Source organism: Phyllobacterium sp. RCAM01083 (assembly GCF_055685835.1).
The window spans coordinates 208632-233382 of record NZ_JBVFZN010000004.1; the positions used below are offsets into that span (position 1 = coordinate 208632).

General features: G+C 57.4%; 21 protein-coding genes. 18 read left to right on the forward strand and 3 right to left on the reverse strand.

Annotated elements, in window-relative coordinates:
• Positions 1-306: 306 nt before the first annotated feature.
• From ACZ25R_RS05080 to ACZ25R_RS05090, 3 genes are all read left to right on the forward strand, one after another.
• Positions 307-4440: a Pls/PosA family non-ribosomal peptide synthetase gene (locus ACZ25R_RS05080; RefSeq protein ID WP_472460271.1), complete on the forward strand. Its 4134-nt coding sequence runs from the start codon at positions 307-309 to the stop codon at positions 4438-4440.
• A gap of 85 nt (positions 4441-4525) precedes the next feature.
• Entirely contained in the window at positions 4526-5008 is a 483-nt protein-coding gene (locus ACZ25R_RS05085) for a GNAT family N-acetyltransferase (protein ID WP_472460272.1), read from the forward strand.
• A 56-nt stretch (positions 5009-5064) separates the two neighbouring features.
• Positions 5065-5685, forward strand: a complete 621-nt coding sequence (locus ACZ25R_RS05090) for a 4'-phosphopantetheinyl transferase superfamily protein (RefSeq protein ID WP_472460273.1) — start codon at positions 5065-5067, stop codon at positions 5683-5685.
• 76 nt (positions 5686-5761) lie between these two features.
• Here ACZ25R_RS05090 and ACZ25R_RS05095 read toward each other — a convergent pair whose 3' ends face one another.
• A complete protein-coding gene (locus tag ACZ25R_RS05095; protein WP_472460274.1) occupies positions 5762-6844 on the reverse strand; it encodes an acyltransferase family protein in 1083 nt (360 codons plus the stop codon).
• A gap of 469 nt (positions 6845-7313) precedes the next feature.
• The gene (locus tag ACZ25R_RS05100; RefSeq protein ID WP_472460275.1) at positions 7314-8123 is read right to left on the reverse strand and encodes an IclR family transcriptional regulator; all 810 of its coding nucleotides are present in this window, start codon (positions 8121-8123) and stop codon (positions 7314-7316) included.
• A gap of 173 nt (positions 8124-8296) precedes the next feature.
• Here ACZ25R_RS05100 and ACZ25R_RS05105 point away from each other — a divergent pair, with 173 nt between their 5' ends.
• From ACZ25R_RS05105 to ACZ25R_RS05135, 7 genes are read left to right on the forward strand one after another with little or no spacing between them, the layout of a single operon-like run.
• Positions 8297-9370 carry an ABC transporter ATP-binding protein gene (locus tag ACZ25R_RS05105; protein ID WP_472460276.1) on the forward strand — a complete coding sequence of 358 codons (1074 nt, stop codon included), beginning with the start codon at positions 8297-8299 and terminating at the stop codon, positions 9368-9370.
• A complete protein-coding gene (locus tag ACZ25R_RS05110; RefSeq protein WP_472460277.1) occupies positions 9367-10239 on the forward strand; it encodes an ABC transporter permease in 873 nt (290 codons plus the stop codon). Before ACZ25R_RS05105 ends, ACZ25R_RS05110 begins: the two co-directional genes overlap by 4 nt.
• Before the next feature lie 4 nt (positions 10240-10243).
• Entirely contained in the window at positions 10244-11038 is a 795-nt protein-coding gene (locus ACZ25R_RS05115; protein ID WP_472460278.1) for an ABC transporter permease, read from the forward strand.
• A complete protein-coding gene (locus tag ACZ25R_RS05120) occupies positions 11038-11346 on the forward strand; it encodes a (2Fe-2S)-binding protein (protein WP_472460279.1) in 309 nt (102 codons plus the stop codon). The genes ACZ25R_RS05115 and ACZ25R_RS05120 overlap by 1 nt, the downstream gene beginning before the upstream one ends.
• Positions 11339-12709 (forward strand): FAD/NAD(P)-dependent oxidoreductase, encoded by a 1371-nt coding sequence (locus tag ACZ25R_RS05125; protein WP_472460280.1) that lies wholly within the window; start codon positions 11339-11341, stop codon positions 12707-12709. The genes ACZ25R_RS05120 and ACZ25R_RS05125 overlap by 8 nt, the downstream gene beginning before the upstream one ends.
• Positions 12706-13872: an NAD(P)/FAD-dependent oxidoreductase gene (locus ACZ25R_RS05130; RefSeq protein WP_472460281.1), complete on the forward strand. Its 1167-nt coding sequence runs from the start codon at positions 12706-12708 to the stop codon at positions 13870-13872. Before ACZ25R_RS05125 ends, ACZ25R_RS05130 begins: the two co-directional genes overlap by 4 nt.
• A complete protein-coding gene (locus tag ACZ25R_RS05135) occupies positions 13856-14911 on the forward strand; it encodes an ABC transporter substrate-binding protein (protein WP_472460282.1) in 1056 nt (351 codons plus the stop codon). Before ACZ25R_RS05130 ends, ACZ25R_RS05135 begins: the two co-directional genes overlap by 17 nt.
• Before the next feature lie 70 nt (positions 14912-14981).
• Here the strand turns inward: ACZ25R_RS05135 and ACZ25R_RS05140 are convergent, their stop codons facing one another.
• Positions 14982-15905 carry a LysR family transcriptional regulator gene (locus ACZ25R_RS05140; RefSeq protein WP_472460283.1) on the reverse strand — a complete coding sequence of 308 codons (924 nt, stop codon included), beginning with the start codon at positions 15903-15905 and terminating at the stop codon, positions 14982-14984.
• A 207-nt stretch (positions 15906-16112) separates the two neighbouring features.
• On the opposite strand from ACZ25R_RS05140, the gene ACZ25R_RS05145 reads away from it, so the two are divergent.
• The 8 genes from ACZ25R_RS05145 (at position 16113) to ACZ25R_RS05180 (ending at position 24695) form a co-directional block, all read left to right on the forward strand.
• Complete coding sequence (locus ACZ25R_RS05145) at positions 16113-17402, forward strand: ABC transporter substrate-binding protein (protein WP_472460284.1); 1290 nt, start codon at positions 16113-16115, stop codon at positions 17400-17402.
• Positions 17403-17404: 2 nt separating this feature from the next.
• Positions 17405-18349 carry a carbohydrate ABC transporter permease gene (locus ACZ25R_RS05150; protein WP_472460285.1) on the forward strand — a complete coding sequence of 315 codons (945 nt, stop codon included), beginning with the start codon at positions 17405-17407 and terminating at the stop codon, positions 18347-18349.
• Between the two features lie 103 nt (positions 18350-18452).
• Positions 18453-19226, forward strand: coding sequence for a carbohydrate ABC transporter permease (locus ACZ25R_RS05155; protein ID WP_472460522.1), 774 nt, complete (start codon positions 18453-18455; stop codon positions 19224-19226).
• A 3-nt stretch (positions 19227-19229) separates the two neighbouring features.
• On the forward strand, positions 19230-20249 hold the full coding sequence (locus ACZ25R_RS05160; protein WP_472460286.1) for a Gfo/Idh/MocA family protein: 1020 nt from the start codon (positions 19230-19232) through the stop codon (positions 20247-20249).
• Positions 20246-21358, forward strand: coding sequence for a Gfo/Idh/MocA family protein (locus ACZ25R_RS05165; RefSeq protein WP_472460287.1), 1113 nt, complete (start codon positions 20246-20248; stop codon positions 21356-21358). Before ACZ25R_RS05160 ends, ACZ25R_RS05165 begins: the two co-directional genes overlap by 4 nt.
• Positions 21342-22424: an ABC transporter ATP-binding protein gene (locus ACZ25R_RS05170; protein WP_464663803.1), complete on the forward strand. Its 1083-nt coding sequence runs from the start codon at positions 21342-21344 to the stop codon at positions 22422-22424. Before ACZ25R_RS05165 ends, ACZ25R_RS05170 begins: the two co-directional genes overlap by 17 nt.
• 82 nt (positions 22425-22506) lie before the next feature.
• Positions 22507-23415, forward strand: a complete 909-nt coding sequence (locus ACZ25R_RS05175; protein WP_472460288.1) for a LysR family transcriptional regulator — start codon at positions 22507-22509, stop codon at positions 23413-23415.
• A gap of 119 nt (positions 23416-23534) precedes the next feature.
• A complete protein-coding gene (locus tag ACZ25R_RS05180; protein ID WP_464663800.1) occupies positions 23535-24695 on the forward strand; it encodes an ABC transporter substrate-binding protein in 1161 nt (386 codons plus the stop codon).
• Positions 24696-24751 lie beyond the last annotated feature (56 nt).

A 24751-nucleotide genomic window follows, 5' to 3' on the forward strand; every position in this document is an offset into this window, starting at 1 on the left:
TCCGGTTCACGATTTTTCAAAAGATTTATCTGTCAGTTATATTATCAATAAAGTTCTTGATCTTGGCGTTATATGATATCGTCACACGTGTGATGGGCAGAGGACGGGGGTTCAAAGCAAAAGCAAGTTAGAGTTGCGGGCTTTTCTTTTATGGAAGCTTAGGCTATTCCGCCGTCCATGACTGAAAGGTCAATTGCAGCTACCGCGCACAATCAGCCGATAGACAGTGCTCGCTGAAGAGGCAGCACGGTGTTTTCTGCGGGCATAAGCCCGGCGATGCTCGACCTACGACGAGAGAGTTTGGAAATGGACCATGGTGTTGACGGTGCCGGACGCGACAGGGGCGCGGCGGAAAATTCAAGTAACCAGCCTGTAGCAAGGACTGGCTTCGGAAGTATTGATGCGATTGTAAAAAACGCCTCCGACTCCGGAACGATTGCGCGCCCGCAGATTTTGACGGGTGCTGACTTTGCTCAGGAAGGGCGCCCGGGTGAACGGCTCGACCGCTTCTTCGAGGAGCTTGCACAAACCTATGATGCGTCACCGGCGGTTATCTCCGAAGGACGCGTCTGGACCTATCGCGAGCTGAACAGGCGGGCCAATCAGTTCGCCTGTCTCCTGGCGGATCGGGGCGTGCAGCCCGGCGACCGGGTCGGACTCCTGCTCGACCGTTCCGCCGAGACCTACGTTGCATTGCTGGCCGTGATGAAGGCCGGTGCGGCGTTTGTTCCGCTCGCCACCGCCTTTCCCGAAGAGCGGATGAAGCTCATCATCGAAGATGCCAATGTCGGACTGATCATCACCATTGCGGCCTATTCTTCCCGGGTCGAGCAGTTGCCTGTTCCCCATGTGCTGATCGACGGGGCTGCAGCCGAAATCACCGCCAAGCCCGACAAGCCTTTGCCGTTGAATCCAGCAGCCTCCACGGCCGAGGACATCTGCTATATCCTCTACACCTCGGGCACCACCGGCAGGCCAAAGGGCGTGGCGATCACGCATCAGAGCATCTGCAACTTCGTCCGGGTCGCCGCCGCATCCTACGGCTACCGGCCGGGCGACCGCGTCTATCAGGGCATGACCATCGCCTTCGACTTCTCTGCGGAAGAGATCTGGGTGCCTTTCGCCGCCGGTGCAACGGTGGTGCCTGCGCCGGGACCGCTGACACTGGTTGGCGAGGAACTTGCTGATTTTCTCCGGGCGAATGATGTAACATGCATGGCCTGCAGCCCGACCCTGCTTTCCTCCATCGAGAGCGATGTACCCAGTCTGCGGGCGTTGCTGGTGGGCGGCGAGGCATGCTCGCACAACCTTGTGGTGCGCTGGTCGAAACCCGGACGGCAAATCCTCAACACCTATGGCCCCACCGAAGCCACCGTTACCGCCACGATGGGCCTGCTCACACCCGACAGGCCCGTGACCATCGGCGCGCCGCTGCCCACTTACTCCATTGTCGTGATCGATCCTTCCGTGTCGGCACTGACCGAGCCCGGTGAGCTTGGCGAAATCGGCATTGCCGGCATCGGTCTTGCGGTGGGCTATCTCAACCGGCCGGACCTGACGGAACAGAAATTCATTCCCGATTTTCTCGACCTGCCGAACAATCCTTCAAAGCGCATCTACAGGACGGGTGATCTTGGCCGGATCAATGACGATGGCGAGATTGAGTATCACGGGCGCATCGATACCCAGGTCAAAATCCGCGGCTACCGCATCGAACTCGGAGAAATCGAAACCGTGCTGCTGGAGCAGCCCGCAATCGCACAGGCCGCCGTCACGACCTGGGAAATTGAACCCGGCCGTGTCGAACTCGTTGCCTATTATGCTCCCAAGAGCGGCATGCCGCCGATCTCCCGCGCCGACATTGCCGGAGAGCTGAAACGGCGCCTGCCCGACTACATGGTGCCATCCTATCTGGAAGAGCTGGCCGCCATCCCGATGACCGTCTCGAACAAGGTGGACTTGCGCCAGCTTCCCAAGCCGACAAGCGTGCGTTTGTCGGCCGAACGGACCATCACCCCGCCCAGCAATGACGACGAACGCTTTTTGGCCGACGTGCTGGCCGAAGTGCTGAAGTTCGACCAGGTATCCGTGGAGGACAATTTCTTCGACGATCTCGGCGCCAATTCTCTGCTGATGGCCCGTTTCTGCGCGCGCGTCCGCACCCGGAAAGAATGGGCGACGACGTCCATGCGGGATATCTATCTCTATCCCACCGTCGCCCGCCTTGCGCAGCATCTGCGCATACCCGAGGAGATGGCGACCGCCGTCAACGAGCGCGTTCTTACGCACCGGGCGTCGAACATTGCCTATTGGACCTGCGGAGCGGCACAGCTGCTTTTCTACGGTCTCTATAGCTACTTCGGACTGTGGGCACTGGACCGCGGACTCAACTGGACCTACGACAAGCTCGACGAGCCGCTGCAGCTCTATCTGCGTTGTGTGCTGCTTTCGGGTGGCATCTTCTTTGGAATGTCAGGCGTTGCCATCGTTGCAAAATGGGTGCTTGTCGGGCGCTGGAAGCCGGAAGTCTTCCCCATCTGGGGCTGGCGCTATTATCGTTTCTGGGTTCTGCAGACGTTGATCCGTACAGCCCCCGTTGTGCTGTTCCGCGGCAGCCCGCTCTATAATCTGTATCTTCGGCTCCTCGGAGCCAAGCTCGGACGAAACGCAGTCATTGAGTGCCGCACCGTTCCAGTGTGCACAGACCTCATATCCATTGGCGACAATGCGATACTGCGCAAGGAATCGATGATTCTTGGCTATCGAGCCCAAGCCGGCTATATCCAGACGGGATCGCTGACCATCGGTCATGATGCATTTGTCGGCGTGGGCTGCACGCTCGACATCGACACCAAGATGGGCGACCGCTCCCAGCTTGGCCATTCTTCTTCGCTTCAGCGCGGGCAGAGCATTCCCGACGGTATCCGCTGGCATGGATCGCCGGCAGTGCCGACGACGGCTGACTATTGCAAGGTTCGCAACGTCAATCCGTCCAATATCCGGCGCTTCCTCTTTGAAGCCGTTCAACTGGTGGGCTTGTTTACCCTCGTCACCCCGATCCCGCTGCTGTTCCACAGCTATTGGCAGAATGTCAGCGACGACTACCAGGAAACCATCGGCATCGTGGCGATCGGCACCACCGTCACGTTGTTCGGATATATTGTCGTGGCTTTTTTGGCAGCAACAATCGTGCCTCGCCTGCTCAGTCTGATTTTGAAATCTGGCCGCACCTACACGCTTTACGGGTTCCGTTACTGGTTGCAGACTGTGGTCGAATTCACCAGTAATTCGCGCGTTCTCAATCTCATGTTCGGCGACAGCTCGGCAATCGTCCATTACATGCGCGCCATCGGCTGGAACCTCAACAAGGTGGTACAGACCGGTTCCAACTTTGGCAGCAACCAGCAGCATGAAAATCCGCTTCTTTGCGAAATCGGCAGCCAAACCATGGTGTCGGATGGGCTGTTCATGATCAACATGCACAAGTCCGCCTCCTCCTTCCGGCTTGAGCATACGAAGATTGGCGAACGCAACTATTTGGGCAACAACATCTACTATCCGCCGGACGGACAGACGGGCGATAACTGCCTGCTTGGCACGAAAGTGATGATCCCCATTGACGGACCGGTCCGTGAGAATGTCGGCCTTCTCGGCTCGCCGTCCTTTGAAATCCCTCGCATGGTCAACCGCGACAAGGAACTTATTGCCGGCATCAGCGAAGAGGATAGGCGCCATCGCCTCAAGTTCAAGAACCGTTACAATGCGATGACAGCGCTGCTTTTTCTGGCGGCGCAATGGGTCATGCTGTTTGTCACGTTGGTGATCTGGGACCGTGCGCTCAACTACTACACCGAATGGGCGCAGACGGCGCTCTTCGTCGCCGTGCTCCTGACGTCGGTCATCACCATTCCATTCTATATTCTGGTGGAGCGGGCAAGCCTCGGTTTCGGCAAGCTGAAGCCGCAGATGACAACCATATATGACGTTACTTTCTGGCATCACGAACGTCACTGGAAGCTGGCGGATTCGCCCATCATCCGCTTGTTCGCGGGCACGCCATTCCGGCCGATGATCCTGCGCCTGTTGGGCGTCAAGATGGGCCGGAGGGTTTATGACGGCGGCAGCAATCTGACCGAACGTTCGCTGGTGGAAATCGGCGATGATGCCACCCTCAATGAAGGTAGCGTCATTCAGGCCCATTCGCTCGAAGAAGGTGCATTCAAGTCCGATTTCATCCGCATCGGCCGCGGCTGCACGCTCGGACCTGCTGCCTTTATCCATTACGGTGTCGTGATGGGCAACGGGTCGGTGGTGGATGCGGATTCATTCGTGATGAAAGGCGAAGTGCTGGAGCCCAACTCCATATGGCGGGGTAACCCGGCCAAGCTTCACCGCTTTGTCACGCCTGTTCTGAACGGTGGTATGAAGACAACCACCTGACCCTCGCCTTCGTGATGTGGATTGTTGAACTGCAAAACACTCCTGGGATGCTTGTATCCCAGGAGATTGTGTCGGAGATCACATATTGACAGACCGCCAGGGGAAGCTTGTTGACGTCCAGCTCGCACCCGTTACCGAGGCCATCAGGGCCCTGGTGACGTTGCTTGAACTTGCCCCGGAGCAGTTGGATTTTGTTGCAAGCAATGCGGAATCCCTGGATGAGGCCGCTCTTGATACGGATGCACGGCCCCGCGTCGTGATGGCCGGGGACCGCGTCGTCGGTTTCCTGATGTACGAGGCGCCCGCAGATGATGATGAGGCGACGATCTACCGTTTTATGATCGATCGCGCCCATCAGGGCAAAGGCTATGGCAAAGCTGCCTTGCGCAAGGTGCTGGACGAAATCAGTGGCCTTGGACACGTGCGGCACGTTTCGATCTGCTATGAACCGGAAAACGAAGGTGCGCGGCACCTCTATCGCACCGCAGGCTTCGTGGAAGAAGGATTGGACGAAGACGGAGAAATGATTGCCGATCTGGTTCTGCCGACGCAGACGGTTGATCCGTGACACATCCACCCCGCATCTCCGCAAATCCGTCAGCAGAATTAATCCTCCTGGAAGCCATGAATGGTATTGCGCCGGAGGGCGTCCGGGTCGGATGCCGCAGTATCCGTGACGGAGATGAGGCCTGCCTGCTGTCCCGGGAAGCGCATTCCATTCCGTCACGCCACCCGGCCAGGCGCCGGGCCAGTGGCGCGGCGCGGCGGGTCGCACGGGGATTGCTGGCGGAACATGGCTTGAACGACGTTGCGATCCTGCGCGCGTCATCCGGTGCGCCGGTATGGCCCATGGGCATGACCGGTTCTCTCGCCCATGACGAGGAAATGGCCGTAGCCGCGGTTGCAGCCCTTTCAGCCAAGATCGGCTCAATCGGCATCGATGTCGAACCTGCCACGGCGCTCCCGGATGACATTTTTGCGCTCGTTGCAACCCGGGACGATGTGACAGACGCGGTGGAGCCGAGCCTTGCCGGCCGTGTCCTGTTCGCGGCCAAGGAGGCCGTCTACAAGGCTGTGTATCCGCTCGACCATGACATGCTGGACTATGACGATATCGCGGTGGATTTGAACGCAGGCCACGCGATGACCAGCACGGGACGCAGGCTGAGTCTCACATACTGCATTGCGCCAAGAGTGGTCGCCCTCGCCCTTGTTCGCGGCAGTGGTCCGGTCGGATTCGCCTGACCCGCTCCACCCACGCGACCGCACGATTTAGTCGGGTGAACCGGATATCCGTTGGAATTTGACTGCAATCCCCACGTCAAATCACCATCTCGGGGCGCAGTGGCTTGCTGCCGGCGGTCAACCATTTTGCAAAATTGATCATCCGCTTCTCCACGACCACAAATACGGCCCATGAGACCAAAATCGTAAGAAGTACACACAAACTCATAACAAGCAGATCGCTCCATTGCCCAGTCAATGGAAAAACCCGGTAGACAAGCGTGCAGACGATCCAATGGAACAGGTATATCGAATAACTGATCTGACCAATAAACGAGAGGAACGCAAAGTTTGGTCGCGCGCTCCGGACCGCAGCAATGAAAACAACCGCCGCGAGCCCATAGGCTCCCAGCACCGGTTGCAATCCAGTGATGACAAAACCATCGTCACGCCCAAGTGAAAAATCTGATACTGCCGCCATTGAAGCAAACTGCACACAAAGCAGGCCGATCGCTGCAAGCCCAGAATATCTAACCTTTTCCATGATGGCGAGACGCAGCAGCAATCCGCAGAACAAGAATGACAGATGCAACCCGATATATTGGACGGGAATGTTTGCAGAGAAATAAAGCCGGGCCAAAATCGGCAGAGCTGTCGACGCCACGAGGAGAAGTCCAAACGCAAAGATCGCACGAAAATCAAAGAGCAATCCGGTTGCAAACAATGCAGCAGACAGAAAATAGAACACAAGCTCGATGAACAATGTCCAATAAATACTGGAAAGCCAGGCTTTGCCGAACAGGGTCGGCGCCATCGTCAGGTTCGCTGTGATCGTCGCAAGGCTCGGCGTGTTCCCGTCACTCCAGTACAACACCGTCAGCGCAGCAATCGCAACCCATAGCGCCGGATACAGCCGGAACAGGCGCGATATCGCAAACCTCTTGAGAGGCCGATCGCCGCGAATGCTGAACGGGACAACGAAACCACTGATCAGAAAGAATAGAACGACGCCGAACCGTCCAAGGTCGATATTGTCAATCGACTGGCCAGCGAAGCTGAACAAAGCTCCTGGTCCAGCAGCACTGCTGCGCAGCATGTCGCCGAACATATGTTGAACCAAAACGGAGAGCGCAGCGATGGCCCGCAGGCCATCGATATGTGATAGTCGGTTTAAAGACATGGTTCATCATTCAGCAGTTAGAGAAAATTGTCAGCCTAAAGCAACGAACCGTTACCCGACCCCCCAGCCAACACCGCGCATTCCCCTGAAATTTCGCGTCATGTTGTAGTCTTTGAATATTCTTGTTTCACCCTACCAGTCAGTTGTTACCTGTTGCGCCGATAGTTCGGTCAAATTGTCTTAACCTGCTGTAACGAATTTGATAGTGGAGCGCTGAGCATTTGCAGCGGGCTTTTCAAGCGGTGTCAAGCGGTATTGAGCATGATAGCTTATTACGACCGGGTTCTGTTCTTGTCGCTGAAACAATAGATCAAGTTCAAATCGCAAAAGCGACCGATAAGTCTCCCGCTCCGGCGCGAGCCAAGCACATCGCCGAAATAATGCTCGTGGGTTGTCCCCAAAGCCCATCTCATCTCTCGTCATCGCTTTCATTGCCAACGGTCCGCTTTCAGCGAAATTGTACGCACGCCTAACGCGAGAGCGCCTGGCTTGGATAACGCAATGCCGGATCAAAAGGATTGAGTTTCGCACTGATCGCAGCGGCTTCTGACTTCAAAAGCTCTGTCATCGTAGCGCGACGCGCATCAGTCAAACGATCGGACAGCGTGCCGATACTGAGAGCGGCGACTGCGCAGCCCTTGTTGTCAATGATGGGCACGCCGAGCCCCGCCATGCCCGCTATCATGTCAAAATTGATGTGTGCCGCCCCGAGACGCCGCACTTCCTCTATCTTGATACGCAGATCGACTTCATCAATCTGCGAGCGATCCAGAATGCGTGGCATATTGAACTGAATGATTGCGTCACGCTCCGGCTCTGGCAGAAAAGCCAGGATTGCAATACTTCCCTGGCCGATTCCAAGGGGCACCTTCCCACCGATATCACCTGTGAAAGACCGTATTGGAAACGGCCCTTCCACGCGATCGAGGCAGACAGCGTCAAAGTTGCTGCGAACGAGAAGAAACACCGTGTCATTCAGGGTCGCCGAGAGCCGAAGGAGCGACGGCCTTGCGATCTCCAGAATACCGTCGCGGCGGCGTGCCTGAGCAGCCATTGAAAAGAACTCGAGGGACAGGCGGTATAGTTTGCTGCCTGGCAATTGCTCGACCAAGCTCTCGGCAACCAGTGATTTCAGCAAGCGGTGGGCCGATGGTTGATTCAACCCGACAGTCAGGGCCAGCTCTTTCAGCCGCATGCCTTGTGCTGGCCCGTGCGAAAGCGCCTTCATGAGGTTTACAGCCTTGTTCAGGCTCGTGCTTGTTTCGATCTGCTGTTTCATTTCCACAACCATTTTTCTGTAAATTGGCACAGTAATTTTGTATTTCAGAATTTTTATTAACTTTATTCCAAAATACAAGATTTCATTTGATGAACCCTCCGGATTTGGGTCACTAATAGTGAAACTGCCACAAAGCAACCACGATGGCGGATCTGAATTCAGGGGATTGCGGCATGGGATTCTTACACCTCGAACGGGTTTCCAAACTTTACGGAGAGTTTGCTGCCGTTCGTGATTTTGATCTTGAAATCGAACAAGGCGAGTTCATTTCGCTGCTGGGGCCGTCCGGTTGCGGCAAGACAACAACCCTTCAGATGATCGCCGGACTGGTGGCGCCGACAGACGGCAGAATTGCCCTCAACGGCCGGGATATCACGCGGGAGAAACCGGCCAGACGCGGACTTGGCGTTGTTTTCCAGAGCTATGCGCTTTTTCCGCACATGACCGTCGCGCAGAATGTCGCCTTCGGACTGGAAATGCGGAAAATTGCAAAGGCCGAGCGTGACAGACAGGTTGCGGAAATCCTTTCGCTGGTTCAGCTGACCACCCTCGCCGATCGTTATCCGCGCGAAATGTCCGGTGGCCAGCGCCAGCGGGTGGCAATTGCCAGGGCGCTCGTGATCAAGCCCCCCGTACTGCTTCTCGATGAACCTCTCTCAAATCTCGACGCCAAACTGCGTGAAGAAATGCAATTCGAACTGCGCCGCATTCAACGCGTCGTCGGTATTACCACGATCATGGTGACCCACGATCAGGCGGAAGCCCTATCCATCAGTGATCGCGTCGTGGTGATGGAAGGTGGCAGGATCACGCAGGTCGATCATCCCTACAGTCTGTACGAACACCCGAAGAACAACTTCATTTCCTCGTTCGTCGGCAAGTCGAATTTTCTGGCCGCCCGCGCGGTGAAAGAAACTGCTGGTGTATTGCTGCTCGTTGACAACACGGATCTGAAGATACCAGCAACGGGAAACTATCCGGGCGGCGAACTTTGCCTCTCGGTCAGGCCGGAAAAGATCCGCTTGACGGATCCCGCCAGCGGTATGCTGCGTGGATCGATATCGAGCCGTTATTTTCTCGGAAACCAGTGGCTTCTCAGTGTTGCGACGCCAGCGGGCGAAGTATCCGTCTCGGTGGCCAATCTGGGCGCTCCGCCGCCATCTGAAGGAGAGGTCACGGGGCTCGCATGGAACATGGAAGAATGCCGGATACTGGCCGCTGAGCAGGAAGGCATTCTGCAATCATGACAGGCGTAGCGACCAGACCCTCGCCGCGCCTGCCGGCACCATTCATTCTCGCAGCACCGGCCACACTGCTGTTCATCGGGCTTATTCTCTTACCCCTCGCATTGACGGCCGTTCTGTCATTCAATGTCTATGACTACAGCAGTGGCGTGCAGAACCGGTACACAACGGCAAACTATCTGACCGTTCTCCAGGATCCCTATTACCTCGCTATATTCTGGCGGACGTTGCGTCTTGCCTTGCTCACCACGGTGATCGCGGTCCTCTTGGGAACACCGGAGGCCTATATTCTCACGCGCATGGGCAAGCCGTGGCGCTCGATCTTCCTGCTTGTCATCATCGGGCCGCTTTTGGTGTCCGTCGTCGTCAGGACCTTTGGCTGGAGCATGCTGCTTGGCCGCGATGGCCTCGTCAATCACGCCCTGGCCATGCTCGGCCTCGAGCCGGTACAACTGCTTTATACGGAAACGGCCATCGTCATTGCGCTCGTTCACATCATGCTACCCTTCATGGTCATTCCCGTGTGGACGGCTTTACAGAAGCTTGATCCGACGGTTGAAGCCGCCGCACTATCGCTGGGCGCTTCGCGGTTTACCGCCTTGCGCCGCATTGTCTTTCCACAGGCAACACTCGGTATTCTCTCCGGCAGTCTGATCGTTTTCGGACTTTCGGCCAGTGCCTTCGCCATCCCTGGCCTCCTTGGCGGTCGGCGGCTCAAAATGGCGGCAACGGTGGTCTACGATGAATATCTGATCGAACTGAACTGGCCGCTCGGAGCGGCGATTGCGATCATCGTGCTGTTGGCAAATCTTGCGATCATGCTGGCCTACAACCGCATGGTGGAGCGTCAGGCAAAGCGGAGGCTCGGATAACGCCATGCAGAAGAATGGTCTCTTTGCCCTCGCGTTTCACAGCCTGATTGTCCTCTTCGTGCTTGCACCCCTGATTGTGGTCTGCCTCGTCGCCTTCACGCCTCAGAACACGCTTTCCCTGCCATGGGATGGCGTGTCCCTGCGGTGGTTTTCGGCGGTCTTCCATCATCCCGACTTCGTCGCTTCATTTTGGAACAGTGCACGCCTGGCACTCTTCTCGGCAACCATCTCTACGACACTCGCCGTACCCTCGGCGCTCGCCATCACCCGGTATTCATTCAGAGGCAGGGACGCGCTCAATGCCCTGTTTCTGTCGCCGCTCATCATTCCGCATCTGGTGATTGGCGTGGCCTTCCTGCGGCTCTTCTCGTTCATCGGCGCAACTGGTTCTTTCGGCTGGCTCGTGGCTGCCCATGTGATGGTGATCATGCCCTATGCCCTCCGCCTGATATTGGCCGCCCTGAACGGCATGGACCTCAGCGCTGAAATGGCGGCGCGTACGCTTGGCGCCGGTGATTGGACCGTGTTCCGGCGGATTACCTTTCCGATGCTCCTGCCCGGCATCAGCGGCGGATGGCTGCTCGCCTTCATCAACAGCTTTGACGAACTGACCATGTCGATATTCGTGACTGCACCATCAACCGTCACCCTGCCGGTGCGCATGTACATGTATGCGAGCGAGTCGATCGATCCAATGATGGCTGCCGTCTCGACCCTGATGATCGCCCTGACGGGCGTCACCATGATCATTCTCGACAGATTGTTCGGGCTTGATCAACTGCTGGTTGGAAAAGGCTGATGGCCGCACATCATTCCCGGTCGCAGTTTCAGCGTCACTTCAGACACGATGAAGCGCCCATCCCATTCACGATCGATGGCATTGCATATTCCGGACGGCGCGGCGACACGGTTCTCGTGGCCATCATGTCCGTAACAGACCGCCTGCGCCAGAGCGAGTTCACCAGTGAGCCGCGTGCAGGGTTCTGTCTTATCGGAGCGTGTCAGGATTGCTTCGTGACCCTTGCCTGCGGAGCACGGGTGCGGGCGTGCACCACGCCTCTCGAGGCGCAGATGGCATTCATAACAAGAGAATCCGGCAATGAATGATACGTCACCCCCGGTGGTTGTTGGAGCCGGGCCTGCAGGCATCTGCGCCGCAAAAACGCTTGTCGCTGCGGGGTTGTGCCCGATCGTGATCGACGAAGGTTTCCGTGCCGGTGGTCAGATCTATCGCCGTCCCTACCTCGATGACGGCCGCAGCGCCACAGATCTTTATGGCTCGGAAGCAGCCAAGGCCACCAGACTGCACCGTGAATTCGATGCCCTGCTCCCGTCCATCGATTACCGGCGGCAGACACTGGTCTGGAATATTGCGGACAATCAGCTCCACCTTATGGCCAATGGAGATCATCAGCAGATCAGCTTTCAAAATCTGATCCTGTCGACCGGCGCCACCGACCGTGTGCTGCCTTTTCCCGGCTGGACTTTGCCGGGCGTCTATACGTTGGGCGCAGCCCAGACCGCACTGAAAGCACAGGGCTGCGCCATCGGCAGAAAGGTCATCTTTCTCGGATCAGGCCCGCTTCTCTACCTTGTCGCCTGGCAATATCTGAAGGCCGGCGCCAGCGTGGCCGCTGTACTCGACACAGCTCCGTTCACCGCCAAGCTCAATCTTCTCTCCGCATTCCGGTTCGATCCGCGTCTCGTGCTCATCGGCATGTCCTATGCGGCAAGGCTCGTTCGCCGCGGCGTAAAGATTCGCTACAACGTTCGCCCAACGGGTGTGGACGGCTCTCAACATGTCGAGGGGCTGAGTTTTAAATCCGGCGCAAAGACATATTCCATAGCGTGTGACGCAGTTGCATACGGTTTCGCGCTTCGTCCCGAAACACAATTGGCAGACCTTGCGGGCTGTTCATTCCGCTTTGATGGCCGGGATCGTACTTGGTTGCCGGTAACGGATGAGACTGGCCGCACGAACCGCAAGGGCGTTTACCTCGCCGGTGATGGCAGCGGCATTGCCGGTGCCGATGCTGCGGAGATTTCAGGCGAACTTGCCGCCCTCGCCCTGATCCAGGATTCCGGAGCGGTGGCTGATCGCGGGCGAATGTCTGTGCTTGCGAAAGCACGCCGACGGAAAGCCAAACTGAGGGATGTTCTTGAAAAGGCATTCCCATTCCCGGAAAACTGGTTTGAACAGGTTCCGGGAGAGACAAAACTCTGCCGCTGTGAGGAAATCACCGTTTCCTCCGTTGTCGACACGGTGCATGGAAACGACCTTCGTGAGCTCAACCGGCTGAAAGCGCTGAGCCGCGCGGGTATGGGGCGCTGTCAGGGCCGCATGTGCAGCGCGGCTTTGGCGGAAGTTCTTTCATCCACGCAAAAGCTCACACTAACGGAAATCGGACGCTTGCGGGCGCAGGCGCCGGTCAAGCCACTACCGCTGTCTTTGCATGAGGGCGGCTCATGACCCGGCGTTTCTCTGCAGATGTTGCTATCGTGGGTGGCGGCCTTGTCGGCAGCTCTGCCGCACTTGCACTGCGCTTGGCTGGCCTGTCGGTCATCCTCATCGACAAGGGCTTTTGCGGGGCGCAGGCAAGCGGTGTCAACTATGGTGGCGTGCGGCGTCAAGGCCGCTCCGTAGCGCAGCTCCCGCTCTCACAACGCGCCCACCAGATCTGGCCGAGATTGAAGGAGTTGATCGGGATCGATGGAGAATACCAGCGCAGCGGGCATCTGAAACTCGCACGCACGCCGGAGGACTTCGCAAAGCTCGAACAATATGCGGAAACCGTAAAACCCGTTGGTCTTGATCTCGAACTGTACACCGGCGCGATGGCAAAAGCCCGTTTTCCATGGCTGTCCGGAAACATCGCTGGCGCTTCGCTGTGTCCGGATGACGGACAGGCCAATCCCCGGCTGGTATCGCCAGCCTTCGCCAAGGCAGCACGGGATGCTGGGGTGATTGTCCTTGAACAGACCGCTGTCCATGCGGCGGTGCGCGCAAATGACGGGTTTGCCCTTCAGGCGGGCGCGGACTGTGAAATAACCTGCCGCTTCCTCATCAACAGTGCCGGGGCATGGGCCAACAAAATTGCCGCCAACTTCGCCGAGCCCGTGCCGCTCTCCCGCATATATCCCTCAATGGTCGTGACCGAGCCGCTTGCACCGCGGTTGTCCGTTAGCCTGGGAGAGGAAGGCGGCGGTTTCTACTGCCGGCAGGTGACACGCGGAAACTATATCATGGGCGGCGGGCGTGGTTACGCCCTTGCCGATCCTGATTTTTCCCGTCCATCCACCACGGCCGCGCAATCCGTCATGAAACGGGCCACCACACTTTTCCCGCATCTTGCCGGCGCGCACGTGATCCGTTTCTGGTCGGGTACGGAAGGCCAACTTCCCGACAGCAATCCTGTCATTGGCCCAAGCGGCACGACACCGGGCCTTTTCCATGCGTTCGGTTTTTGCGGCGCCGGTTTTCAGGTGGCACCGGCAGTTGGTGCCGTCCTGTGTGACCTCGTCACTTCAGGCGAAACAGCAACACCGATCGAGGCTTTCTCGATCGAACGCTTTCAGAACATGCCTCCACAACACAACGAGAAAAAGGGAACTCACAATGAAACAGTTGAATAATTGCCTGGTGTCCACGATCGCTCTGACAGTCGCGGGATTAGCCGCCTCGCACGCTCAGGCTGATACGAAAACGCTCTACGTGGGAATGAATGGCGGAAATTACGAACGCACATTCACCCAGGACGTCTTTCCTGAATTCGAAAAGGCCAATGACGTCAAGATCGTCGTCGTGCCCGGCACATCCGCCGATATTCTCGCCAAGGCGACGGCGGCGAAAGATAACCCGCAGATGCATGTCATGTTTCTGGACGACGGCGTCATGGTCCGGGCGATTGGTACGGGCCTGTGCCAGAAACTGCAGCCTTCACCGGTTCTTGACGACATTACGCCCGGTGCACGGCTGAAAGACGACATGGCTGTCGGCATTGACATGGGCATGACAGGCCTTGCCTACAACAAGCAGATGTTTGACCAGAATGGCTGGAGCGCACCCACATCATGGATGGATCTTGCCGATCCAAAATTCAAGGGCAAGGTGGTCTTCCAGTCGGCTTCCGTCTCAACGTTTGGTCTCCATGCGTTTCTGATGTTCAACCGCATCCAGGGCGGCGATGAGAACAATGTCGAACCGGGATTCGAGAAATTCGCGGATACGGTTGGCAAGAATGTCCTGGAGTATATCTCCAGTTCGGCAAAAATTTCGGAAATGGTCCAGACCGGCGATGCAGCGATCTTTCCGCTCACGCCGACAGCCGTCAACAATCTCAAGGAGAAGGGTATTCCGGTTGAGTATGCCCAGCCAAAGGAGGGATCTGTTGTGCTGACGGTCTCCGAATGTGTGATCGCAAACAACAGCGAGCCGGAACTCAGCCAGAAACTGGCCCAATATCTTCTTTCTGCCGAGGCGCAAGCCAAGGCGCTGGACAAGGGTAACATCGTCCCTTCAAACGTCAAAACCCACGCAGGAACGGCTGGAGGCGAAGAAAAGCTGACTGCCTTTCAGACCTATATGAGCAATGCTAGGGTTGTGGATTGGGACGCAATCAACAAGAACCGGCCCGAATGGAACAATCGCTGGAACCGCAAGATCGAACGGTAATCCATGGTGGTGGAGCGCAGCGCCGATCAGGGCTGCGCTCACCGCTTTGATGGACGAAGGCGCTGCACCGTCAACCCGCAGGCACCACCCGAGCGGCTGCAACTTTAATATCGTCGATCAACCGGCTGACAAACATGTCCTCCATCCGCTCGTGAAGGACATAAATTCCCACATTGAACCGCTCAAGCACATTCTCGTCTTCGATAATGACGGGATAGACGTCCCGTTGCCTGAACGTGTGCGACATCACTGCCGAGTGACAGAAGACGGCATCGGTCTCCTTGATGTAATCAAGGCAAGCCGCCAGTGAGTTGGAGGCGAACGCAAACTTGTAGGCATTGGAAGCGATGTCCGCCCGTTCCCTGACATTGTAGCCAAAGAGCCTCAGGTGCCTTGTTTCTGGAGAGTTGCTCACCACCGCCGGATATTCCTCCAATTCGGCCAGTTTTCGCGGTTTGCCGAGCAAAGGATGACCCGCCCGGACAAAATAGCCATTGTGCACCTGTGTCAGCGGGAGGAAGGTCGTCCCCGTATCCCGCGCCATGCCCTTCACCTCATGGCCGATGAAGAGTGAGGTATCGCCGGAGAGCAGTTGATCCATGCAGCGCAATTGATTGCCGATGCTCACATAAATCGGCGCATTTGGATTTTTCTGGCGATAATCAAGGATGAGGTCCTTGAGAAAAAGTGACCACCAGGAATAGCCGGTGCCGATATTCAGACCCTGTTCGCGGCGTGCGCGCTGCTCCTCGATGGATGCGATCGTATTGTCGTAGAGGCGGCGCATGACGCGGGTGTTTTCATACAGCGTCTCGCCATAGCTGGTGAGGGTAATGCCGCGCGATGTGCGCACGAACAGCGGCACGCCAAGGCTATCTTCCAGCTTTTTCATGTTGAACGTCAGCGTGGGCTGGGTCACGAACAATGTGGTTGCCGCCCCGCTGATGGTGCCGGCTTCCGCAATAGCAAGAAACTGCTGGAGTACCTTGTCCATGACATTTGCTCCCCTACAAAGACTGGCAGATGGCTGCCGGTTCGTTTGCTTCCGGCGTCAACACGGCGATGACTCTACTTCACGATATAGATTTTATCTATAATACGATGCTCATTTCGTATTTTTCCATAGTCTGGTGAACTGTTACAGTTGCATGCCGTCATCCGGTGAGGAGACCGATGCCGGCTCGTTTCAGTGGGAGGCACTATGAACGGACAAATCGACAGGCGTCATTTTCTCAAGGCGACAAGCGCATTGCTGGCAATGGGAGCCATGGGAAGCCGGATGGCCTTTGCAGAAGGCAGCAATCTGCGTCTCATTTTCTGGGGAAGTCAGACGCGAGCCCAAGTCACCAACGCAGCCGCCGACCTTTACGGAAAGAGAGAGGGGGGCAGCATTCAAAGCGAGTTCCTGTCATGGAACGACTACTGGCCAAAACTGGCCACGCAAACCGCCGGCGGCAACGCGCCGGATGTGCTGCAGATGGATTACCGCTACATCGTCGAGTACGCCGCGCGTCAAGCGATTGCACCGCTTGACGAGTTCATCGGCAACGCACTCAATCTCGGTCAATTCGACAAGGATCAGCTTGCGGGCGGCTCGGTCGGCGGAAAACTGTATGGCATCAGCCTGGGTGCCAATTCATGCGCCACAATGATTAATACGGATGCTTTCAAGGAAGCAGGCATTGCAGTCCCGACAAACGCCCTCACCTATGACGGTCTTCGCGACATTGGCGCGGCGTTCAAGAAAGCCAATATACGCGGCGGTATCAAGGCGATTGCGGATACATCCGGACTGGAACCAGTTCTTGAAAATTGGCTGCGGCAGCGTGGCAAAGCGCTCTACACGACAGACGGTAAACTTGCATTTGATGCCGACGATATCGTTCAGTGGTTCAAACTGTGGACCGACCTGCGCGCGGCCGGAATCTGCGTGACCGCGGAAGACCAGGCGCTCGATACGGGCTCGCTCGAGACCTCGATGCTTGTGACCGGCAAGGCTGCGATGTTCCCTGCAAATTCCAACCAGCTTGTCGCCCTGCAGGCGCTCGTCAAAGACAAGCTCGGACTGTGCGGTTATCCGCGCGTCGCGGCAACCACGGGCGGCGGCCACTACCGCAAGCCCGCCATGCTGTTCTCCGTCGCCGGTTCATCCAAGCAAAAGGCGGCAGCGGCCAAGTTCATCAGCTTTTTCGTCAGCGACCCCGATGCCGCCAAGCTGCTCGGTACGGAGCGCGGCATCCCCTGTTCGGCTGCCGCTCGCGAAGCCATTGCAGCAACCCTCAACGAAAACAGCCGGATGGCACTCGACTTCGTCACCAATCTCGGCGACCTGCTTGGGCCAATTCCTCCGTCACCGCCCAAAGCTGCCGGGGAGATCGAACTCTCTGTCCTCAGAACCCTTAGCCAGGAAGTCGCATTCGGAACCAAGACACCCGAAAATGCCGGACCTGAATTTGTTGCACTTGCCAATGATCTGCTGAGCAGGGGCTGATCATGGATATCACCGCCTCTAATCCAGCTGCCCGCACAAACCGGCGGGCAGCGACAGGAGAGCTATCACGCGGTTTTGGCTCCAGGGAACGCTACGGCTATCTGTTCCTGGCTCCCTGGTTCATCGGTTTCTTCGGCTTGTCGGTCGGGCCGATGATCTGGTCCTTCTATCTGTCATTCACAAACTTCGACCTATTGACCAATCCCAAATGGGTCGGCGCCAGCAATTATATCCGCATGTTCACGACTGATCCGAAGTTCATGACGTCCATGCGTGTCACGCTGTTCTTCGTTGTCCTGTCCGTGCCCCTGAAACTGATCGCGGCCTTGACTGTCGCCCTGCTGCTCAACCGCGGCATGAAAGGCCTGCCGATCTACCGCGCCCTGTTCTACCTGCCGTCGCTTTTGGGAGCCAGCGTGGCAATCGCCATACTGTGGCGGCAGATCTTTGCCGGGAACGGGCTGGTCAACAAGTTTCTGGCGCTGTTCGGAATCGCCGGGCCAAGCTGGATATCCAATCCCTCCTATTCGCTCTGGACGCTCATCATCCTGTCGGTTTGGCAGTTTGGCTCACCGATGATCATTTTTCTCGCCGGCCTGCGGCAAATTCCAGCGGATGTGTATGAGGCTGCCAGCCTTGATGGTGCCGGACGCTGGCGGCAGTTCATCAAGATCACCCTGCCCCTGCTGTCTCCGGTGGTTTTCTTCAACGCGATCATTCAGACCATAGAAGCATTCAAGAACTTTACTCCGGCCTTCATTATCTCCGGCGGCACCGGTAATCCGATCAACTCGACCCTGTTCTATACGCTTTACCTCTATCAGGAAGCGTTCGGCTTCTTCCGCATGGGCTATGCCTCGGCGCTTGCCTGGGTTCTTCTTGCGCTCGTGGCGATCTTCACCGCCTTTGCCTTCCTCACAGCGAAGTATTGGGTGCACTATGACTGACATCGCAAAACAACCGGCTGCATCGGCAGAGGCGTCACTGAACGCCCGAAAATATCTGGCATTGGGCGCAACGCATATCGTCCTGATCATCGCCTGCGTCGTGATGCTCTATCCGCTGTTGTGGATGCTGTCGGCCTCCTGCCGTCCGGAGGAGGAGATTTTCACATCGGTCAGCGTCTGGCCGTCATCCTGTCATTTTGATGCCTATGTCCGCGGATGGAACGGACTGAAGGTCGGTTTCGAGACCTTCTTCAAGAACTCGCTCGTCATTGCGCTCTTGTCGGTGGCGGGCAATGTGCTCAGTTGCTCCATGGCGGCTTATGCCTTTGCCCGGTTGGAATTCCGGGGGCGCAGCTTCTGGTTCGCCCCCATGCTGATGACGATGATGCTGCCCTATCAGGTCACGCTCATCCCGCAATATGTGCTGTTCCGGCACCTCGACTGGGTGAATACCATCCTGCCGCTGGTTGTCCCGAAGTTTCTCGCGGCCGACGCATTCTTCATCTTCCTGATGGTGCAGTTCTTCCGCGGGCTGCCGAAGGAGTTGGACGAGGCGGCCATGATGGATGGCTGTTCGCCCTGGCGGATTTACTGGAAGATTATCCTGCCGCTTTCAACGCCGGTGCTGGCGACCGCGGCAATCTTCACCTTCATCTGGACCTGGGACGATTTCGTCGGCCCCCTGATCTATCTCAGCGATATGCGGCAATACACCGTGATGCTGGGACTTCGCACCTTCACGGACTCAACCGGCGTTTCCGACTACGGCAGCCTCTTTGCGATGTCGGTTCTGTCCCTTGTGCCGATCTTCGCCTTTTTCCTCTTCTTCCAGCGCCTTCTGATCGAAGGCATAGCAACCACAGGAATGAAACGATAAGCCATGTCCCATCTGAATTTTGCAGCCATTGGCATCAATCACAGCCACATCTATGGCCAGGTCGAGTGCCTGAAACGAGCAGGCGCACGGCTCGTCTCCTTCCACGCACGGGAAGACGATCTTGCCGCCGCATTTTCCGGCAAATTTCCGGAAGCCATACGCGTTGCCGATCCGCGCGCGATTTTCGACGACCCGTCCATCCAGATCATTACGACAGCCGCAATTCCCGCCGAGCGCGCTGCAATATCGATTGCCGCGATGCAGCACGGCAAGGATGTCCTGTCCGACAAGCCGGGAATGACAAGTTTTGAACAGCTGTCGGACATTCGCGCGGTCCAGAAGGTCACCGGGCGAATATACAGCGTCCTGTATTCCGAGCATTTTGAGGTGCCGGCCACGGTCAAGGCGGGCAGCCTAGTCGCTCAAGGAGCGATTGGCGAGGTTATCAACACCGTCGGTCTCGGCCCCCACGCCATCCGCAACAACCACCGGCCTGACTGGTTCTTTGACAGAGCGCAATACGGTGGAATTCTCTGCGATATCGCCAGCCACCAGTTTGAACAGTTTCTGTTCTTTTCCAATGCGATCGACGGGGAAATCATTTCGGCCACCGTTGCCAACCGGGCCAATGCCGGTCGGCCCGGCCTGCAGGACATCGGCGATGTCCACATGAAGACAGAACGCACATCCGGCTACGTCCGCGTTGACTGGTTCACGCCGCAGGGACTTCCCACCTGGGGCGACGGCCGCCTGACCATCCTAGGCACGGAAGGATATATCGAGCTTCGCAAATATATCGACATCAATGGACGTCCTGGAACAGACCACCTTTTCCTGGTCAATGCGGATGGTATCCAGCACCTGGACTGTACGGCCGTCGACCTGCCCTTTGGGCGGCAATTCCTCGAAGACGTGCGCAACCGGACCGAAACGGCCATGCCGCAGGAACGATGCTTCAACGCCATGAAACTTGCCTTGACCGCTCAGCACCTGGCCGAGCACGGTACGGAGTGGAAACAATGACACGCCTCAGAACAGTCGCCGTCGTCGGATGCGGTATCGGCAGAAGCCACATTGTCGAGGGCTATGTCCCCAATGCCGACAAATTCAGGCTCCTCGCCATCTGCGACATCGACGAGGAAAAAATGCACGCGCTTGCGGATGAATTCGCCGTCGAGCGCCGGATCGCTGATTTCGACGACCTGCTGGCCATGGACGATCTGGATATCATCGATATCTGCACGCCGCCCAAACTGCACTTCCCGATGGTCATGAAGGCGCTGAAGGCAGGAAAGCACGTTATCTGCGAGAAGCCACTCGTCGGGTCGCTATCCGAGGTGGATCAGGTTATCGCCCAGGAGAAATTGTCCAAGGGCCGCCTGATGCCGGTGTTCCAGTACCGCTTTGGTGACGGGATCGAGCAGGCAAAGGCCATTATCGACGCCGGTATCGCCGGAAAACCCTTTATCGGTTCCGTCGAAACATTCTGGACGCGCGGACCGGACTACTACGAGGTGCCATGGCGCGGCAAATGGGCAACGGAACTCGGCGGTGTGTTGATGACACACGCCATTCACCAGCACGATCTGTTCAATTATCTGATGGGGGATATCAAACGTCTGTTTGGCCGGGTCGCCACCAGAGTCAACAAGATCGAGGTGGAGGACTGCGTCACCGCCTCGATCGAACTGACCAACGGCGCGCTTGCCAGCTTCACCGCCACCCTGGGCTCTGCCGATGAAATCACCCGTATCCGTCTCACCTTCGAGCACGTGACGTTCGAAAGCGACCACGAGGCCTATAACCCCGGCGCAAAACCCTGGGTTATCCTGCCACGGGATCAGGCAACGAAGGACAAGATCGACGTCCTGCTCAAAGACTGGAAACATGTTCCGTCGCGCTTCCAGACGCAAATGGCACGGTTCTTCGATGCGCTTGAAAATGATAGCGCGCTTCCGGTGACAAGCGCCGATTCACGCAGGGCACTCGAACTGGTCACCGCATTCTACTATTCATCACTGACGCACCAGGATGTGGAGTTGCCAATTCCGAACGACCACCCGAACTATGAAAGCTGGGTCCCCGCCGCATTCCGTCAGACTGATGAGGTCCCGCATGGCAACCGCAGTTGAGCTTCAGAATGTTGTAAAGAGCTACGGTAATCTTCAGGTCATCCACGGCGTCAACCTGACGATCGATCCCGGCGAATTCACCGTCTTCGTCGGTCCGTCCGGTTGCGGCAAGTCGACATTGCTGCGGATGATTGCAGGTCTTGAAGCCATCAGCGACGGGGACCTGCTGATTGATGGCGAGCGCATGAATGCTGTCACGCCGTCAGAGCGGGGAATTGCGATGGTTTTTCAGTCATACGCGCTTTACCCCCATATGAGCGTCTACAAGAACCTTGCTTTTGGTCTCGAAACCGCGCGGCTGCCGCGGGCTGAAATAGCAAAACGGGTTCAGCGGGCCGCTGAGATTCTGCAAATTGAACCGCTGTTGAACCGCAAGCCGAAGCAGCTCTCCGGCGGGCAGCGTCAGCGTGTTGCCATTGGCCGCGCCATTGTGCGCGAACCGAAAATCTTCCTGTTCGACGAACCTCTCTCAAACCTGGACGCGGAACTGCGGGTTCAGATGCGCGTGGAGATCGCCAAACTCCAGCAGCGACTGGGTAACACGACGATCTACGTCACGCATGACCAGGTCGAGGCGATGACCATGGCGGACAAGATCGTTGTCTTGCGCGATGGCAGGATCGAACAGGTCGGTGCGCCCCTTGATCTATACAATCATCCGCGCAACCTGTTTGTCGCCGGCTTCATCGGCTCGCCGAAAATGAACTTCCTGCAGATCTCCACCGCGGAGATCAAGGCCGATGCTGACGCAACTGCATCAGCAGCGGGCGGGCGGGCGGACATCCCCATGACATTGGGTATCCGCCCTGAACATATCACCATCGACCCCAATACCGGTACCTCCCTCGGTCCGTTGAAAGTCGTGCTGGTCGAGAGCCTGGGCGGTCAAACCGTGGTCTACGCGACCGCGGCGAATGGACAAACGATTACGGTTGTTCTCGATGGACAGGTGGCGGTTGGAGAAACGCTGGAGGCCTTTTTTGATCCGGCCAAGGCCCATCTTTTTGCGGCCGATGGCAATGTGGTGGCGGGCGCCCGACTGCCACACATCATAAAGCTCGTTTGACAGAAACGGGCGGTCTGGCACGGATGGGCCGTCCCGCGTCAGACCGCTTGCCATGCTCTGCTTTGCCGGTATTAATCCGTGCATGGCATTCACACTCCGGCAGTTGCAATATTTCGTCGCCGTCGCGGAACAGGGCTCGATCACCCGCGCCGCGCAGAACCTGTCGATTTCGCAGTCGTCCATCACCGAAGCCATCAAGGAGCTTGAAACCGATCTGGGCGTCGAGCTGTTCGAACGCCACCCGCGCGGCTTGCACATCACCTATAACGGCCATCAGTTCCTGCGCCATGCCACCAAGATACTGGCCGACGTTTCCGATGCACGCCGCTCCTTCTCCGAGGACAGGCCGACCGATGCCGGCAAGCTGCAATTGGGTGTCACCTCGCTTGTCGCCGGTTATGTCCTGTCCGATCTGCTCGCCCGCTATCGCCGTGCGTGCCCGGGAGTGGAAGTCAGCGCCATCGAGGACAATGGCTCTTATCTCGAACACCTGCTGATCGGCGGCGAACTGGATGTCGCCGTCATGGTCATTTCCAACCTGCGCGACCGCATGGCCCTGCAGGCGGAAATCATCGAGACCTCGCCCTACCGGCTGTGGCTGCCGCTTGGCCATCCCCTGGTCAGTGCCGATATCATTTCCATCAATGATATCTCCAAGGAACCGCTGATCATGCTGACGGTCGACGAAATCGAGGAGAACACCGGCAAGCTGCTGACGGCATTGGGCGCCCGCCCGCATGTCGCTTTCCGTACCCGATCCGTCGAAGCGGTCCGCAGCCTCGTGGCGACTGGCGCAGGCATCGCGCTATTGCCCGATCTGGTCTACCGCCCCTGGTCGCTGGAAGGCGACCGCATCGAAAGCCGTGACGTTTCCGGCGCGCTCCCGGTGGTGCAGGTGGGCATGGTCTGGCGCAAGGGATCCAGCCTGCCGCAGGCGGCGCGTGACTTTGTCGGCATCGCCGAAGCGCTGCGCAGCGGCCGTACGCGATGATATCGGAAAAACCGATAGCGCCCTTCTGATTAATGAATTTGCGAAAGCGGCAAAAGAGAGGCACTTTTTCTCCCGGGAACACACGCCGCAAAGGCGGCACCACAATCGGGAGACTCAAGATGAAGCAGTTTTTGAAATCCTGCACGGCGCTGACCCTTTCGCTTGCCTTCTGCACGCAGGTCATGGCTCAGGAGGCCTTGAAGCAATTGGGCAAGGGCGAAGGCGAACTCTCCATCGTTGCCTGGGCCGGCTATATCGAGCGCGGCGACACCGACAAGGCCTATGACTGGGTTACCGGCTTCGAAAAGGAAACCGGCTGCAAGGTCAGCGTCAAGACGGCCGCCACATCGGACGAGATGGTGGCGCTGATGAACGAAGGCGGCTTCGATCTCGTAACCGCTTCCGGTGATGCCTCGCTGCGCCTCGTGGCAGGCAAACGCGTCCAACCCATCAACACTGATCTTATCCCGAGCTGGAAGACAATCGACAAACGCCTGCAGGATGCTCCTTGGTACACGGTCAAGGGCGTCCATTATGGCGTGCCCTATGTCTGGGGTCCGAACGTCCTGATGTACAATACCGAGGTCTTCAAAGGTAAACCGCCAAAGAGCTGGAACGTTGTCTTTGAGGAAATGACCCTGCCGGACGGCAAATCCAACAAGGGTCGCGTACAGGCCTATGACGGTCCGATCCATATAGCCGACGCCGCCAACTATCTGATGTTCCATAAGCCGGAACTTGGCATCAAAAGCCCCTATGAGTTGAACGAAGACCAGTACAAGGCAGCCCTTGAGCTGTTGCGCGGGCAGCGCAAACTCGCCGGCCGTTACTGGCACGATGCAATGATCCAGGTCGATGACTTCAAGAATGAAGGCGTTGTCGCTTCCGGTTCGTGGCCTTTTCAGGTCAATTTGCTGAAGTCGGAAAAGCAACCCGTTGCTTCGAATTTCCCGGAAGAAGGCACGACCGGCTGGGCTGATACGACCATGCTGCATGCGGAAAGCACCCATCCGAACTGCGCCTATATGTGGATGGAACACAGCCTTTCCGCAAAGGTGCAAGGCGATGTTTCCGCGTGGTTCGGCGCCAACCCATCCGTCGGTGCAGCCTGCAAAGGCAATGAACTCCTCACGGACGAAGGCTGCGCGACCAACGGCTACAATGATTTTGACAAGATCAAATTCTGGAGGACGCCGGTTGCCAAGTGCGAAAGCCAGAGCGAATGCGTGCCGTATCACCGCTGGGTGTCCGATTACATCGGTGTCATTGGCGGCCGCTGATCCCCGGTATCACGCTGCGGTGTGTGGTTCGCCCGGCAAGCGTGCCTGAAACATGG